At 68.8% G+C, this 15,255-nt stretch carries 12 protein-coding genes; 11 read left to right on the top strand and 1 reads right to left on the bottom strand.

The features are described from left to right. The first annotated feature begins 337 nt into the window (after positions 1-337). The gene (locus tag MLE27_RS07270; RefSeq protein ID WP_243311399.1) at positions 338-1,120 is read left to right on the top strand and encodes an alpha/beta hydrolase family protein; all 783 of its coding nucleotides are present in this window, start codon (positions 338-340) and stop codon (positions 1,118-1,120) included. Positions 1,121-1,211: 91 nt separating this feature from the next. Beyond that, positions 1,212-1,967 (top strand): molybdate ABC transporter substrate-binding protein, encoded by a 756-nt coding sequence (gene modA / locus MLE27_RS07265; RefSeq protein WP_243311398.1) that lies wholly within the window; start codon positions 1,212-1,214, stop codon positions 1,965-1,967. Positions 1,968-2,202: 235 nt separating this feature from the next. Here modA and MLE27_RS07260 read toward each other — a convergent pair whose 3' ends face one another. Further along, a complete protein-coding gene (locus MLE27_RS07260) occupies positions 2,203-2,529 on the bottom strand; it encodes a hypothetical protein (RefSeq protein WP_243311397.1) in 327 nt (108 codons plus the stop codon). Positions 2,530-2,734: 205 nt separating this feature from the next. On the opposite strand from MLE27_RS07260, the gene dnaE reads away from it, so the two are divergent. The 9 genes from dnaE (at position 2,735) to MLE27_RS07215 (ending at position 15,244) form a co-directional block, all read left to right on the top strand. Continuing rightward, positions 2,735-6,208: a DNA polymerase III subunit alpha gene (gene dnaE, locus MLE27_RS07255; RefSeq protein WP_243311396.1), complete on the top strand. Its 3,474-nt coding sequence runs from the start codon at positions 2,735-2,737 to the stop codon at positions 6,206-6,208. A gap of 20 nt (positions 6,209-6,228) precedes the next feature. Further along, complete coding sequence (gene queD / locus MLE27_RS07250; protein WP_243311477.1) at positions 6,229-6,642, top strand: 6-carboxytetrahydropterin synthase QueD; 414 nt, start codon at positions 6,229-6,231, stop codon at positions 6,640-6,642. Continuing rightward, on the top strand, positions 6,639-7,130 hold the full coding sequence (gene dtd / locus MLE27_RS07245; RefSeq protein WP_243311395.1) for a D-aminoacyl-tRNA deacylase: 492 nt from the start codon (positions 6,639-6,641) through the stop codon (positions 7,128-7,130). The genes queD and dtd overlap by 4 nt, the downstream gene beginning before the upstream one ends. Next, positions 7,130-8,677 carry an ATP-binding SpoIIE family protein phosphatase gene (locus MLE27_RS07240; RefSeq protein WP_243311394.1) on the top strand — a complete coding sequence of 516 codons (1,548 nt, stop codon included), beginning with the start codon at positions 7,130-7,132 and terminating at the stop codon, positions 8,675-8,677. The genes dtd and MLE27_RS07240 overlap by 1 nt, the downstream gene beginning before the upstream one ends. Then, on the top strand, positions 8,665-9,018 hold the full coding sequence (locus MLE27_RS07235) for an STAS domain-containing protein (protein ID WP_243311393.1): 354 nt from the start codon (positions 8,665-8,667) through the stop codon (positions 9,016-9,018). The genes MLE27_RS07240 and MLE27_RS07235 overlap by 13 nt, the downstream gene beginning before the upstream one ends. A 4-nt stretch (positions 9,019-9,022) precedes the next feature. After that, positions 9,023-10,249 (top strand): CgeB family protein, encoded by a 1,227-nt coding sequence (locus tag MLE27_RS07230; protein WP_243311392.1) that lies wholly within the window; start codon positions 9,023-9,025, stop codon positions 10,247-10,249. Then, positions 10,246-11,865 carry a glycosyltransferase family 2 protein gene (locus tag MLE27_RS07225; protein ID WP_243311391.1) on the top strand — a complete coding sequence of 540 codons (1,620 nt, stop codon included), beginning with the start codon at positions 10,246-10,248 and terminating at the stop codon, positions 11,863-11,865. Before MLE27_RS07230 ends, MLE27_RS07225 begins: the two co-directional genes overlap by 4 nt. Next, positions 11,862-13,358, top strand: a complete 1,497-nt coding sequence (locus MLE27_RS07220) for a glycosyltransferase family 9 protein (RefSeq protein ID WP_243311390.1) — start codon at positions 11,862-11,864, stop codon at positions 13,356-13,358. The genes MLE27_RS07225 and MLE27_RS07220 overlap by 4 nt, the downstream gene beginning before the upstream one ends. A gap of 173 nt (positions 13,359-13,531) precedes the next feature. Then, complete coding sequence (locus tag MLE27_RS07215; protein WP_243311389.1) at positions 13,532-15,244, top strand: flagellar hook-length control protein FliK; 1,713 nt, start codon at positions 13,532-13,534, stop codon at positions 15,242-15,244. The last annotated feature ends 11 nt before the right edge of the window (positions 15,245-15,255 follow it).

Here is a 15,255-nt window from a genome sequence, read left to right as displayed (position 1 = left end):
GCTCACCCTTTTTTGTTTATTTTGTGGGGCGGGGTGACTGTTTTGCTTCGCCCCCGGCCCCCCGCTCCACTTTTTTGCGGCCCTCGCATAGTTTCCGGCGGAACGCAGCCGGGCCTTTTTTTAATCTGAGCGGGCGTACAAATATGTAAGGTTGTTTTCATTTTTGTACGCATTCAGCCGGGCCTCTGGTTAATATTGCATTATTTCAGATTGTTGCGCGTGGCAGGGTGTTTGCTGGCACACCCTGGGCCGACGACACGGCCCGGGAGGATGCGGATGAAAACAGGCAGGCACCGGCAACAAGCCCCGGCGCGGCGGCCGGGGAGGGCAGGCTGACATGGCGGCCTTCGTGCTGATCCACGGAGCGTTCATGGGCGGCTGGGTCTGGCAGCGCATGGCCTCGACCCTGGCGGGGTTCGGGCACGACTGCCTGCGCCCCACCCTCACGGGCTGCGGCGAGCGCTCGCACCTGCTGCGCCCCGAGATTTCGCTGGCCTGGCATGTGGAGGACGTGGCCCAGGCCCTCTTCCACGAGGATTTGGAGCGCGTGGTGCTCGTCGGCCACGGCTACGGCAGCATGATCGCCGCCGCGGTGGCCCACCGCCACAGCGGCAAGGTGGCCGGGGTGGTGCACCTGGACGGGGTGCTGCCCGAGCGCGGCAAGAGCTTCTCGCAGATGTGCGGGCGCGCCGCCCCCGGCAGGGGCGACGGCGGCGACTGGCTCATCCCCCCGCCCACGGCGGAGAGCCTCGGCGTCTCCTGCCGGGAGCTGGGGCGCTGGCTCTCGGTTCGGCTGCAGCCCTTCCCGCGAGCCTGCCTGGAGGACGCCTACGCCTACGGCGACCGGGATCGGCAGCTGCCAGGCGTGTTCCTGCGCACCACCGCGCGTGATGACCGGCCCGCCAAGTCGCAGGCCGCCCGTGCGGCGCTCAGCAGCATGCCCGTGGTGGAACTGCCCCTGGGGCCGCTGCCCATGATAACCAGCCCCGGCAGGCTGGCGCAGGCGCTCTCCTCCCTGGCGCTGGAGATGCGGCCGTCAGAGCCGCCCACCCCGCGCAGGCGGGCGCGGCCCGTCCGCTGCAAGGCGCGCGGGCAGGAGCCGGAGGCCGACACCTCCTGATCCCCTGAAACCGGGAGCGGGAAACGTGGGCCGGGTGGCAGCCAGGCCTTGGAAATTTTCCGCTCACCGCAAACATACAAGGAGTGAAGTGATGAAACGCATCCTGACAACCATCGCCCTGGCCGCCATGCTGGCCATGCCCCTCATCGCACGGGCCGGGAGCGTCACCGTCTCCGGGGCCGCGAGCCTCACCGCCGCCTTCACCGAAGTGAAGGAAGCCTTTGAGAAGGCACGCCCCGGCGTCACCGTGAACACCAATTTCGCCGCTTCAGGGGTCCTGCTCTCCCAGATCGAGTCGGGAGCGCCCGTGGACGTGTTCGCCTCCGCCGACCAGGAGACCATGGACCGCGCCCAGGCCAAGAACCTCATCGACACGGCCTCTCGCAGGAATTTCGTCGCCAACGCCCTGGTGCTGTGCAAGCCCAAGGGCGGCAAGGCGGCCGTGACCTCCATGCAGTCGCTGGAGGACAAGGCCGTGGAGCGCATCGGCCTGGGCAACCCCGAGACGGTGCCCGTGGGCCGCTACACCCGCGAGGCCCTGACCACAGCCGGGCTGTACGAGAAGCTGACCCCCAAGCTGGTCTTCGGCGATTCCGTGAAGCAGGTGCAGGATTACATCAGCCGGGGCGAGGTCGACGCCGGGTTCATCTTCGCCACCGACGCCAAGATCGCCGCCGCCAAGATCGACGTTGTGGCCGAGATCCCCACCAAGGCCAAGGTGAGCTACCCCCTGGCCATCGTGGCCCGCTCCAAGGACAACGCCGACGCCAAGGCCTTCGTTGATTTCGTGCTGAGTCCCGAAGGCCAGGCGATCCTGGCCAAGTACGGGTTCCAGAAGCCCGAATAGGCCGCAGTTAAGCCGTACCGGCCGCAGATGATGAAAGGCCGGGCCTGCGCCAAGTATGGGCGGAGGTCCGGCCTTGTTTCGTATCCAGGGGGCAACGGCAGGATCAGGTTCTATCCACGACGATGTCGCCGTGCGCGCCGCTTCGCCGGTAAGCCTTAACACCACCGCCGGATATCGCCAGCAGGAGGGAAATCTGTTATCGCGGGAAAGAAGGGGCCGCGGGTTGCGCCGCGCTTCAGGGCAGCACCAGCTCCACCTGGGGCATCAGCTCCTTGATGGTGGCGATGGCCTGGCCCAGGCTGTAGGGCGTGGGGTGGGGGGTGCTCACCGCCAGTGTGCAGCCGCCCTCGCCCAGCACGCGGAAGCAGAACCCGCCGGAGCCGTCGCGCTCCAACTGGTAGCGGCCGTCCATGGCCACGGCGCGGCGCAGGGCCTCGGCGTCGCTCCGGGCTTCGTGAGGCTCAGGGCGCACCGGCCCGCAGAGCAGTTGCCGCCCTGCATGGGTGAGTATCAGGCGATATCCCTGATCCTCCACGGCGGCGATGGTCAAGGCCACGGTCATGACGGCTCCCTGGTGGTGTGCGGCGGAAAAGCTGTGGTTATCCGTTCACCAGATTTCGGTGAGCAAAATTAGTATAATTGTCCGATATTGTAAAGCGCAGGCGGCCACTCCCCCGGGCGGTTGGCAACCCCGATGAAATGTACTAGGGAACAACCGCCCGAGATGCGGATAAACGTTTTGTTCAATATTTACAGGTGATTGAATTATGTCCGACTTTGTCCATCTGCATTGCCACACGGAATACTCCCTGCTGGACGGGGCCATCCGCATCGGCGATCTGGTCAAGCGCGCGGGCGAGTTCGGCTGCCCGGCGGCCGCCATCACCGACCACGGCAACATGCACGGCGCCCTGGTCTTCTACGAGTACTGCAAGAAGGCCGGGATCAAGCCCATCGTCGGCTGCGAGGTCTACGTGGCCAAAGGCGACCGCACCAGCAAGGACGCCAAGTCCGCGCGCGACGCGGGCTACCACCTGGTGCTGCTGGCCCAGAACCTCACGGGCTTCAAGAACCTCCTGGCGCTCTCCTCCAAGGCCTACATGGAGGGCTTCCACTACAAGCCGCGCGTGGACAAGGCCCTGCTGGCCCAGCACAACGAGGGCGTGATCGCGCTCTCGGCCTGCATCAAGGGCGAAATCCACCAGGCCCTGCTCAACCAGGGCATGGACGCCGCCCGTGACATGGCCCGCACCTACATGAATTTCTTCCCGGACAGGCTCTATCTCGAAATGCAGGCCAACGACCTGCCCGAGCAGGCCCGGCTCAACGCCCTGGTGCTGGAGCTGGCCGACGAGATGAAGCTGCCCCTGGTGGCCACCAACGACTGCCACTACCTGAACGCCGACGACGCCTCGGCCCACGACGTGCTGCTGTGCATCCAGACCCAGGCCCAGGTGGACGACGTGAAGCGCATGCGCTTCACCACGCAGCAGCTCTACTACCGCTCCCCCGAGGAGATGGCCCAGGCCTTCGCCCACGCCCCCCAGGCCATCGCCAACACTTGCGAGATCGCCGAGCGCGTCGATCTGGAGCTGGACCTCAAGACCTACCACTTCCCGGTCTACGAGGTGGAGCAGGGCAAGTCCCTGGACGACGAGATGGCCGACATGGCCCGCAACGGCCTCAAGGAGCGCCTGGCCCGCATGGAGCTGAGCCCCGAGAAGGAGAAGGTCTACTGGGACCGCCTGGAGTACGAGCTGGGCGTCATCAAGCAGATGGGCTTCCCGGGCTATTTCCTCATCGTGCAGGACTTCATCAACTGGGCCAAAGGCCAGGGCATCCCCGTGGGGCCGGGGCGCGGTTCGGCCGCCGGTTCGCTGGTGGCCTACAGCCTGCGCATCACCAACCTGGACCCGCTGCCCTACGACCTGCTGTTCGAGCGCTTCCTGAACATCGAACGCATCTCCATGCCCGATATCGACGTGGACTTCTGCGAACGCCGCCGCACCGAGGTTATCCGCTACGTCTCCGAGAAGTACGGGCGCGACTCGGTGGCCCAGATCACCACCTTCGGCACCATGAAGGCCAAGGCCGTGGTGCGCGACGTGGGCCGCGCCCTGGGCATGAGCTTCCCCGAGACGGACCGCATCGCCAAGCTCATCCCCGAAGACCTGAAGATGACCATCGACAAGGCCCTGAACCAGGAGCCCGAGCTCTCGGTGCTGGCCAGCCAGGACCCGCGCATCGCGCGGCTCATCGACGTCTCCCGCAGGCTGGAGGGGCTCTCGCGCCACGCCTCCACCCACGCGGCGGGCGTGGTCATCTCGGACCGGGCCATGATGGAGTACGTGCCGCTCTACCTGGGCAAGAACCAGGAAATCGTGACCCAGTGGGACATGAAGCGCGTGGAGAAGATCGGGCTGGTCAAGTTCGACTTCCTGGGCCTCAAGACCATGACCGTGATCCAGGACGCCCTGGACATCATCCAGGAGATGGGCCAGCAGCCCCCCGACCTGGACACCCTGCCGCTCACCGACCCGCAGACCTACGAGCTCTTCTCCCGGGGGGACACCGACGGCATCTTCCAGGTGGAATCCGACGGCATGCGCAAGTACCTGCGCCAGCTCAAGCCCAACTGCTTCGAGGACGTCATCGCCATGCTGGCCCTGTACCGCCCCGGCCCCCTGGGCTCGGGCATGGTGCAGGAGTTCATCGACCGCAAGCACGGCCTGGTGGAGGTGCACTACCCCCACCCGGACCTGGAGCCGGTGCTCAAGGCCACCTACGGCGTCATCGTCTACCAGGAGCAGGTCATGCAGATCGCCCAGGTGCTCTCGGGGTACTCCCTGGGCGAGGGCGACCTGCTGCGCCGGGCCATGGGCAAGAAGAACCCGGAGGAGATGGCCAAGCAGCGCACCCGCTTCCTGGAGGGCACGCGCAAGAAGGAGATCCCCGACTCCCAGGCCAACGAGATCTTCGACCTGATGGAGAAGTTCGCGGAGTACGGCTTCAACAAGTCGCACTCGGCGGCCTACGCGCTCATCTCCTACCATACGGCCTACCTCAAGACGCACTTCCCCGTGGCCTTCATGGCCGCGCTCATCACCTCGGACCTGGAAAACCAGGACAAGGTGCTCAAGTACATCTCCGACTGCAACGACCGCGACATCGAGGTGCTGCCGCCCAACGTGAACCTCTCCATGCGCCACTTCAGCGTGCGCGAGGGCAGGATCGTCTACGGCCTGGCGGGCATCAAGAACGTGGGCGGGGAAGCAATCAACGAAATCGTGCGCGAGCGCGAGGAGAACGGGCCCTACACCAGCCTGGTGGACCTGACCACCCGCGTGAACCTGCGCAAGGTGACCAAGCGCGTGCTGGAGTTCCTGATAAAGGCCGGGGCCATGGACTGCTTCGAGGCCCCGCGCGCCTCGCTCATGGCCGGGCTGGACAAGGCCGCCACCCAGGGCCAGAAGCGGGCCGAGGCCAAGAACTCGGGCCAGCTCTCGCTCATGAGCCTGGCCCCCGCTCCCGAGGCCCCGCCCACTGGCGGCATCGGCTTCGCCTGCGAGGAGGCCAAGGTGCCCGAGTGGGGCCACGAGGAGATGATGGCCTTCGAGAAGGAGGCCATCGGCTTCTACCTCACAAGCCACCCCCTCAAGGCCTACGCGCGCGACCTGCGGCGCATGGGCCTCAAGACGCTCTCCGACTGCCGGGGCTACGCCCCCGACTGCGAGGTCAAGGTGGCGGCCATCATCACCACCAAGAAGGAGCACATCACCAAGAAGGGCTCGCGCATGGCCTTCTGCGGCCTGGAGGACATCGCCGGGGACGGCGAGGCCATCTTCTTCCCCGAGGCCTTCACCCAGTGCCGCGAGTTGCTGGAGGGCGACGCGCCGCTGCTCATCACGGGCAAGATCGGCAAGGACGACCAGGACGCCCCCGAAGGCCAGGCCAAGCTCAAGCTCATCGTGCAGTCCGCCCGGCCCCTGGCCGAGGCCGTCCAGGCGGGGGACGAGCCCCTGGAGCTGCGCGTGGACGCCCACGCCTGCACCACGCTTGCCGGGCTCAAGGAAATCTTTCATAAGTATCCGGGAAGCGCCAAGGTGCGGCTGCGCCTGGTGTTCGACAGCATGGAGTGCCTGACGGGCCTCTCGGACGAACTCAGCGTCGGGCCGTGCCCGGAATTCTGGCTCGCGGTTGACGACTGTCTCGCCCGGGCCCACAACAAGGCTACAGGCTGACAAAGGGGACTATTGTGACCATGCAACACGGCGAACGCCCGGTCCTGCGCCGGGGCCTGTTCAAGCTGACCATCACGGACGACTTCTCCTCCGCGCACTGCCTGCGCAATTACAACGGGCCTTGCGAGGCCCTGCACGGGCACAACTTTTTGGTGGAGGCGGTGTTCCAGGGCGAGCGCCTCACCCAGGACACCGAGATGCTCATGGACTTCAAGGACCTGAAGGCCCTGCTCAAGCAGGTGCTGGACAGGCTCGACCACAAGCACCTGAACGATCTGCCCTATTTCCAGCGCCGCAACCCCACGGCCGAGAACCTGGCCCGTTACATCTACTGGGAGCTGGGCAGGCTGCTGGAAGGCATGCCCGCCCAGGTGGCCGAGATCAGCGTGTTCGAGAAGGCCACCAGCAAGGCCACCTACACCGAGCTGTCATGAGGCTGGTGGTCCAGCGCGTGTCGCACGCCTCGGTGGACGTGGCCGGGGAGCGCGTGGCCGCAATCGGCCAGGGCTTCCTGGCGCTGGCCGGGTTCGGCCCGGACGACGGCCCGGACCTGCCCGCGAGCCAGGCCTGGCGCGCCATGCTGGACAAGCTCGCCGGACTGCGCGTGTTCTCCGACTCCGAGGGCAAGATGAACCTGAGCCTGGCCGACACGGGGGGGGAGGTGCTGCTGGTCTCCCAGTTCACGCTCTACGCCGACTGCCGCAAGGGCATGCGCCCCGGCTTCTCCCGCGCGTGCCCGCCCGACACCGCCCGCGCCCTGTTCGACCGCCTCGCGCGGGACGTGGAGGCCCGCCTGCCCGGGCGCACCGCCACGGGCGTCTTCGGGGCTGACATGGCCGTGAGCCTGACCAACCAGGGCCCCGTGACCATCATTCTGGACAGCGCGGACTTCACCCGGCCCGCCACGGCGGGGGAGGGCTGATGGCCGCCGGGGACGACATCCGCGTCCTGGTGGTGGACGACTCCAAAACGGTCCTTCGGCTGCTGACCTTCATCCTGGGCAAGCTCTACCGCCTCGAATCCGCCGAGGACGGGCAGGAGGCCATCGAGGCCCACGCCTCCTTCAAGCCCGACGTCATCATCCTGGACATGAACATGCCCGTGAAGTCCGGGCTGGAGGTGATGCAGCACATCCGGGGCGTCGCGCAGGACCACGACGTGCAGATCGTGGTGCTCACCGCGCAGGACACCAAGGTGCTCAAGGCCCGGGCCTTCGCCGCCGGGGCCAACGACTTCCTGGCCAAGCCCTTCGACCGCGAGGAGCTGCTGGCCCGCGTGGGCGCGGCGGCCAGGCAGGTCACCCTGACCAGGCGGCTGCGCCAGGCCTACAACCGCATCAGCCGCGAGATCGACACCGTGGCGGGCCTGCAGAAGCGCCTGCTCCCGGACTGCTCGCCGCTCTTCGGCGACACCCTGGTGGAGTGCCTGTACCGCCCCTCCGGGCGCGCCAGCGGCGACTACTACGACTTTTTCACGCTGCCAGACGGCTGCATCCGCGCCGTGATGGCCGACGTGTCCGGCCACGGGGCCAGGGCGGCGTTCCTCATGGCCGTGGTGCGCACCCTGGTGCGGGTCACCCAGACGCACTACCTCTCCCTGGCGGAGATGCTGAGCCTGGCCAACCACCACCTGCTCTCATCCATCGGGCAGGAGCCGGATTTCGTCACCCTGGCCGCCGTGGACATCGACCCGGACGAGGGCACCCTGACCTACGTCAACGCCGGGCACTGCCCCCCCTTGCTCTACACCGGCGACAGGATCATGGAGCTGGCCCCCACCTCCTCGGTGCTGGGGTTCTTCGACCAGAAATACCCCATGCGCACCATCGAGTTCGAGAAGCCCGCCGGGCTGTTGCTCTACACCGACGGCTGGTACGAGTGGCACACCCTGGAGAAGGAGATGTTCGGGCTGGAGCGCTTCACGGAGCTGGCCTCCGGGCTCATGCGCTCGGACCGCTTCAGCCTGCAGAACCTGCTGGAGAACCTCTGCGGCGAGAAGGCCGGGCCGGTGTTCAGCGACGACGTGACCGGGCTGTGGGTCTGCGCGGGCAGCCCGCTCTCGCGGGTGTTCTCGGGCCGGTCCACCCCGCAGGCCAGCCGGGCCCTGGCCAAGGACGTGGTCGCGGCAGTGAAGGCCTACATGGAGGACCCCGACATCCTCCACGACCTGGACATCCTGCTCACCGAGGCCTGCGCCAACATCACCCGGCACGCCTACGGCGGGGGCGAAGGCCCCATGGAGGTGCGTCTGCGCATCCGGCCCGGCCAGTCCGTGGACATGGAAGTGGTGGACTGGGGCAAGGGCTTCGGCGACGCCGTGAAGTTCGAGAACGCGGCCCCCGACTCCGAGTGCGGGCGGGGCATGTTCATCATCTGCAAGCTGTCCGACCAGTGTGAACTCAAGCGCCGCGGCAGGGAGAACGTCCTGCGGGTGGTCAAACAGATAAGGAAGGAACTGTGGAAAACCTAACCTGGCTGCGCAAGGGCGCGTGTCTACTGGCCAAGTTCTCGGGGGAAATCACCATGGAGGTCACCCAGGACTTCAAGCACGCCGTGGAGCAGGCCCTGGAGAAGGAAGACACCCCGGCCCTGGCCCTGGACCTCTCCGAGGTGAGCTTCATGGACTCCTCCGGCATCGGCTTCCTGGTCTCCTGCAACACGCGGCTGCAAAGCCTGGGCAAGCGCCTGGTGCTCATGAGCCCCAGCCAGCAGGTGCGCAAGACCCTGGGCCTGGTGCAGCTTATGGATTTCTTCGCGGTGGCCGAATCCGACGTGGACCTGGAGTCCATGACCGCCAAGGGCGGCAAGTAGCGCGATGGCGCAGTCCCCCCGGGTGCTGCTGGTCACCAGCCGGTTCTTCCTGCTGGGCGAGATCATGACCGCCTTCAGGCGCATGGGGGTCGAATACGCCTACCTGGACACCGGCGGGGACGAACTCGACAGCGAGGAGTACCTGCGGCCCCTGCTCAAGGGGATGGATCGGCTGCGCCCCCATTTTCTGCTCACCGTGAACCACCTGGGGGTGGACCACGAGGGCCTGCTCACCGGGCTGCTCTCCCGCCTGGACATCCCCCTGGCCTCCTGGTTCGTGGACAACCCGGCCCTGGGCCTGGCCCTGTATTCCCGCCCGGCCGCCGCCAAGACGGCCATGTTCACCTGGGACGCGGACAACATGGCCCCTCTGCGCCAGATGGGCTTCGACCATGTTTTCCACCTGCCCCTGGCCGCGGACGAGCGCCGCTTCGCCCCCCCGGCCGAGCTCCAGACCGCGAGCCCCTGGCGCAGCGCCGTGAGCTTCGTGGGCAACTCCATGGTCATCAAGACCTGCCTGCGCCTGGACCACGCCCGCCCCTCCCGCAGGCTGCGCGCGGCCATGCCCCGTCTGGCCCAGGCCTTCGGCGAGCACCCCGAGGGCAGCGTGCGGGCCTTCCTGCGGGAGCGCTTCCCCGCCCTGGCCCCCGATTTCGAGGCCCTGGAGACGCCGGACCGGCAGCTCTCCTACGAGACGGCCGTGATCTGGGAATCCACCCGCCAGTACCGGGCGCGCTGCCTGGGCAAGCTCATGGAGTTCAGCCCCACCATCGTGGGCGACGAGGGCTGGCTGACCACCTTCGGCAAGGAGGGCGCGCAGCCCGGCGGGCGCTGGCGGCGGCTGTCGGAGTTGTCCTATTACGACGACCTGCCCGGCTTCTATCCGCTCTCCGACATCAACTTCAACTGCACCAGCCTGCAGATGAAGGGCGCGGTGAACCAGCGCGTGTTCGACGTGCCCGCCTGCGGGGCCTTCCTGCTCACGGACTACCGCGCCCAGATCGAGAACCTGTTCGAGCCGGGCAGGGAGGTGGCCCTCTACGGCGACCCGGACGAAATCCCGGACATGGTGCGCCACTTCCTGGCCCACCCCACGGAGCGCGCCCGCATCGCCCAGGCCGCGCGCAAGCGCGTGCTGGCCCAGCACACCTACGTGGCCCGCATGGGCCAACTGCTGCGCACCGTGCGCGAGACATTCGGGTTATCATACTGCGAGCCTGCCGGCGCATGAGCACGCCCCTGGAGAACCTGCCCGAGCCCTTGCGCTCCCTGCTCGTCTGCGGCGGGGAGGGCGCGGCCCATCTTTCCCGCTGCTCCCGACTGGCCGCGGAGGCCGGGGAGGGCGAGCTGGCGGAGCGACTGGCCGTGGCGGCCTGGTCCCAGTCCCCGTTGGATGCGGCCCTGGCCCTCCAGGCGGCCCCGCTGCTCACGGCCTGGCCCCTGGCCGCGCGCGCGGCCATGCTCGCGGCCCGCTACGCCCGCCAGCCCGGGGACGCCGCCGAATACGCCCGCCTGGCCTCCAGTCCCGACCATGGCCGCGACCACGCCCGGATCAAGGCCTATCTCGATTCCCGGCTCCAGGCCGAAGAGGGCTGCCTGTTTTGGGTCCGCCTGGCCCTGAGCCACGCCCTGGCCGAAATGGACCAGGACTGGGCCGAGGCCCTGGCCGCGCTGCTTGCCGCCTGGGGCCAGCCCCTGCTGGCCGCCCTTGCCGGGGCGGACGCGGCCCTCACGGCGGGGGAGGGCGGGCGCGCGCTGGAGATTCTTTCCCTGGCGGAGCTGCCGGAACTGTTGACCGCCCGGCGCGCGGCCCTGGCTCGGGGGGACGAAACGGGCTCCCGGCGCTGGCTCGCGGCCGAGCCCTGGAACCCCACCCCCCTGCTGCTGGCGAGCGAGGCGCTGCGCCAGACACCGGGCCAAACTTCGGGCCAGGCCCGGGCCGCGTCCACCCCCGGCCCCAACTTCGGGTCAGTGGCCGTGCTGCTCTACACCTTCAACAAGTCCCGCGACATCGACGCCACCCTGGCCAGCCTCGCCGCCTCGGACCTTGGCCAGGCCCGCCTGGCCGTGCTGGACAACGGCAGCACCGACGACACCGCCCAGGTGCTTACGGCCTGGCGCGGCCGCCTGGGGCCGGAGCGCCTGGAAATCGTCTCCCTGCCGGTGAACGTGGGGGCTCCGGCGGCGCGCAATTGGCTGGCCGCCCTCCCGCTGACACGCAGTGCGGACTTTACGGTCTATCTCGACGACGACGTGGAGCTGCCCCGCGACTGGCTGGGCCTGCTGGGCGCGGCCCAGCGCCTCTATCCCGAGGCCGGGGTCTGGGGGGCCAGGGTGGTGGACCACGCCGCGCCGGTGCGCATCCAGTCGGCGGACACCTTCCTGCTGCCCGAGCCCGAGGAACAGGCCCAGGCCCCGGGAGCCAGGCGCTTCGCCCTGTCCGACTGCCACCACCAGACCCTGGACATGGGCCAGTTCGGCTACGTGCGCCCCTGCGCCACGGTCACGGGCTGCTGCCACATGTTCCGCACCGGGCGCCTGCTGGCCCGGGGCGGGTTCGACCTGCGCTACTCCCCCACCCAGTACGACGACCTGGATCACGACGTGCGCCTGCTTCTGGCCGGGCTCACGCCGGTGTACCAGGGCCGCCTGCGGGTGCGCCACTTCAAGAGCACCGGCAGCCAGGGCGGGGTGGGGCAGGCCCAGTGGGGCCTTGGCTGGGCCAACCAGTACAAGCTGCACCAGAAGTTCGAGGCCGTCGAGTTCCGTCGCGCCGCCGCCACGGCCCTTGAGGCCGCCCTGGAGGACCTTCGCGCCCGCCGGGCCGCGCTGGAGCTGGCCCGGTGATCGGTTCCCCCCACAGCATGTGCCAGACCGGCGGCCAGAGCGGCTGCCAGACTGGCGGCCAGACTTCCGGCGAAGCTTCGGCCCAGGCTCCAGCTCCGGCTCCGGCGCTGGTGCTGCAGATGCAGCGCATGGGGGACATCGTGCTCTCATTCCCGCTGTTCCTGTGGCTGAAGCGCGCCCAGCCCGCCCGCCCGGTGTGGGTGGTGGCCGAGGAGCAGTTCTACCAGGGGCTCAAGGCCGTGTCCCCGCCGGTGGTCTACGCGCCCTGGACCGCCGTGGACCACCTGCCCGCCAGCGAATACTCCCTGCTGGTCAACCTGAGCCACAGGCCCGAGGCCGCCATCCTGGCGGGCGGGCTGCGGGCCGCCACCCGCCTCGGCCCCTACCGCGACCAGGAGGACCACCTGCGCGTGGGCGGGCGCTGGCAGCTCTACCGGGCCGCGCTCACGGGCAACAACCGGCACAACCGCTTCCACTGGGTGGAGCTCAACGCCCTGGACTGCGTGGACCCCCGCCAGATCGCCTCCACCGTCTTCGACACCCCTCGCACCCCCGCCCCCGGCAAGGACCGCGTGGGCCTGTTCCTGGGGGCCAGCCAGGAGGAGAAGCGACCCCCCGCCGCCTTCTGGGCCGCGCTGGCCCACGCCCTGCAACGCCGGGGGCTGGCCGTGGCGCTGCTGGGCGGTCCGGCCGAGCAGGCGCTGGCCGCCGAGGTGCGCGCCCTGCACGGCGGCACCCTGGCGGATTTCAGCGGGCAGCTCTCCCTGGAGCAGTTCATGGCCGCCGGGCAGACCATGTCGCTGATGATAACGCCGGATACGGGGCCCATGCACGTGGCGGCCTGGTCCGGCCTGCTGACCCTGAACCTCTCCATGGGGCCGGTGAACCCCTGGGAGACGGGGCCGTTCAGCCCCGGGCACTACGTGCTGCGCGCCGGGATTTCCTGCCAGGGCTGCTGGCAGTGCCGCTTCGCCGAACCGCGCTGCCGGGAGCGTTTCGACCCGGAGCAAGTGGCCTACCTGGCCTGGAAGCTGGCCAGGGGAGGGCGGCCCATGGCCCCGCCGGGCATGCGCCTGTACCGCACCGGGCGCGGCGCCGCCGGATATTACCAGCTTGAAGCGGTGGGGCGCGCCAGGCCAAGGGCCGGAGACGGCCTGGGCGAGTTCTGGCGCGGGGTTTTCGGCGCGCATTTCGGGCTCTGGGGGCAGGACGTCCCCCGGCGGGACTGGCTGGCCCTGGCCGGGGCGCACCCGAAGCTGGCGCGCTCCTTCGCGCGCGGTGCTGCCCGGCTCTACGGGCGCGTGGAGGCTCTGCTCGCGGCGGGCGGCCCGCTTCCCCCCGCCTTCCTGGAGTCCTGGCCGCCCATGCTGCGCCCGGCGGCGGGATACGTCCAGATGGCCCTGGAGAACGCCGACTACTCCCAGGAGGCCAGGGCCGAATGCCAGGGCCTGCTGGGGGCCGTGCTCGCCTCAGTCTCTCCTGCTTCCGTTTGATCGCCTCCTCTGGCCCAACGGGCCGGAATCCCCATCAATTTCCTCCCCGCCGGGCTGCCGATTGTGCCGCCCGGGAAATTCATGCCGCCGACAGATGGCCGCAAGTGCTCGTAATTGCGTGGCTCGCAAGTTGGAACGGCTTTTGAACAATCAGGGCCGTCAGGAGGAAAGACATGCAAATCCTTCCCACTTCGATCGCCCGCCTTGGGTTCGTCCCCAAGGATTCATCCCTCTCCGGGGCTACATCCGCGAGCGCCGCGGACATGTTCGCCGGGCTGCTCAACAGCTACAAGATGAGCGCCAGCGCCATCGTCGACGACGCCCTGGGCGCCCCACTGCCCGTGAAGGATCCGTTCTCCCAGCCGTCCACGGAGCCTGAGAGCTCCCGCTCCACGGCGGGCGACCCCATGCGCGACGTGAAGATGACCCGCGACGACATCCTGCAGCTTGCCCCCAAGCTGGAAGAGGCGGGCGTGCCCAAGACCAAGCTGGACGAGCTGACCGCCAAGGCCGACAGCCCCCAGGGCGTCACCTGGGGCCAGTTCACCCACGAGGTGGAGCAGGCCACGGTGTCCAAGCAGGTGAAGAAGGAAGACCTTTCCGACCAGGACCGCCAGACCCTGGCCTCCCTGTTCTCGCACATGGGCTTCAGCGAGGCCAAGGCCAAGGAGCTCACCGACGCCCTGGCCAACGGCCGCACGGAGCACGTCTGGCGGCAGGTCTCGGCCCAGCTCTCGGAGCAGGGCTCCTCCGGCAGCTTCAGCATGTCCCGCGACGAGATGGCCACCCTGGCCAAGGCCCTGCGCCTGCCCCAGGAGGCCCGCGACCGCCTGGCCACGCTGGGCGCCAAGGTGGAAGGGGCCGACCTCACCGGCGCGGGCCTCAAGACCATGCTCTCCGCCGTGCAGCAGGAAGTGACCGCCCAGAAGGGCCAGGCCGAGGCCGGGCTCCAGCCCGTGCGCCAGGTGCTCGAACAGGCCATGGCCCAGGCCAAGGACAAGGCCGGGACGGCCGCCAAGGCGAGCCCCGCCGGGGTGCGGGCATCCTCCCTGCTCAAGGACCCGCAGGACCTGGGCGCGGGCAAGGAAGACTCCTCCAAGGTGGCGGCGGCCGACGCCAAGGCCCAGGCCTCCTCCGGGACGCCCGGAGCCAACGCGGCCGGGGCCAAGCCCGGAGTCCAGCCCGGAGCGCAGCCCGGCAACCAGGCGAACAGCCAGGCGGGCAACCAGGGCGCGGGCCAGCAGAACCAGCAATCTTCCGGCAAGGGCGCGGGCGAGCAGACCGTGGCCGACCTGGGCGGCAAGATCCGCACCGAGAGCGGGGCGAACCCCACGGGCGCGTCGCTCTTCGGCCTGGGCCAGCCCGGCCAGGGCGCTCAGGCCGCGCAGGCCCGCGCCGCCGACCCACAGGCCGCGCGCACCCAGGCCAGCCAGCTGCTCGAGCAGGTGGAGTCGGGCGTGTTCAAGAACATGGGCCAGGGCGTGAAGCAGCTCACCCTGGAGCTGACCCCCGAGGGCCTGGGCAAGCTCAACGTGGTGCTCACGGTGAAGGGCAAGGAAGTGCAGGCCATGATCAAGGCCGACACGCCCGAGGCCGAAAAGATGCTCTCGGAGAACCTGGGCCAGCTCAAGAAGAACCTGGAGGACCAGGGCCTCTCCGTGGCCAAGCTCGAAGTGCAGCACCAGGCCGCGCAGGACGCGGGCCTGGGTCAGCAGTGGGCGGGCGGCTCCGAGAAGCACAACGAGTTCCAGCAGCGCCGCGACGCCTTGGAGCGCCTGCGCGCGAACACGCTTCTTTCCTCCGGCGGGGAGTCTTTGGCCCAGCAGATGCAAAGTGTGGGTGCAGAGGCAAAAATTACCCAGCGCGGCTTGGACATAGTGGCCTAGTCCGCAGGAGG

It is taken from the genome of Fundidesulfovibrio agrisoli (genome assembly GCF_022808715.1).
Taxonomy (GTDB): domain Bacteria; phylum Desulfobacterota; class Desulfovibrionia; order Desulfovibrionales; family Desulfovibrionaceae; genus Fundidesulfovibrio; species Fundidesulfovibrio agrisoli.
This window is presented reverse-complemented; position numbering and strand designations above follow the sequence as displayed.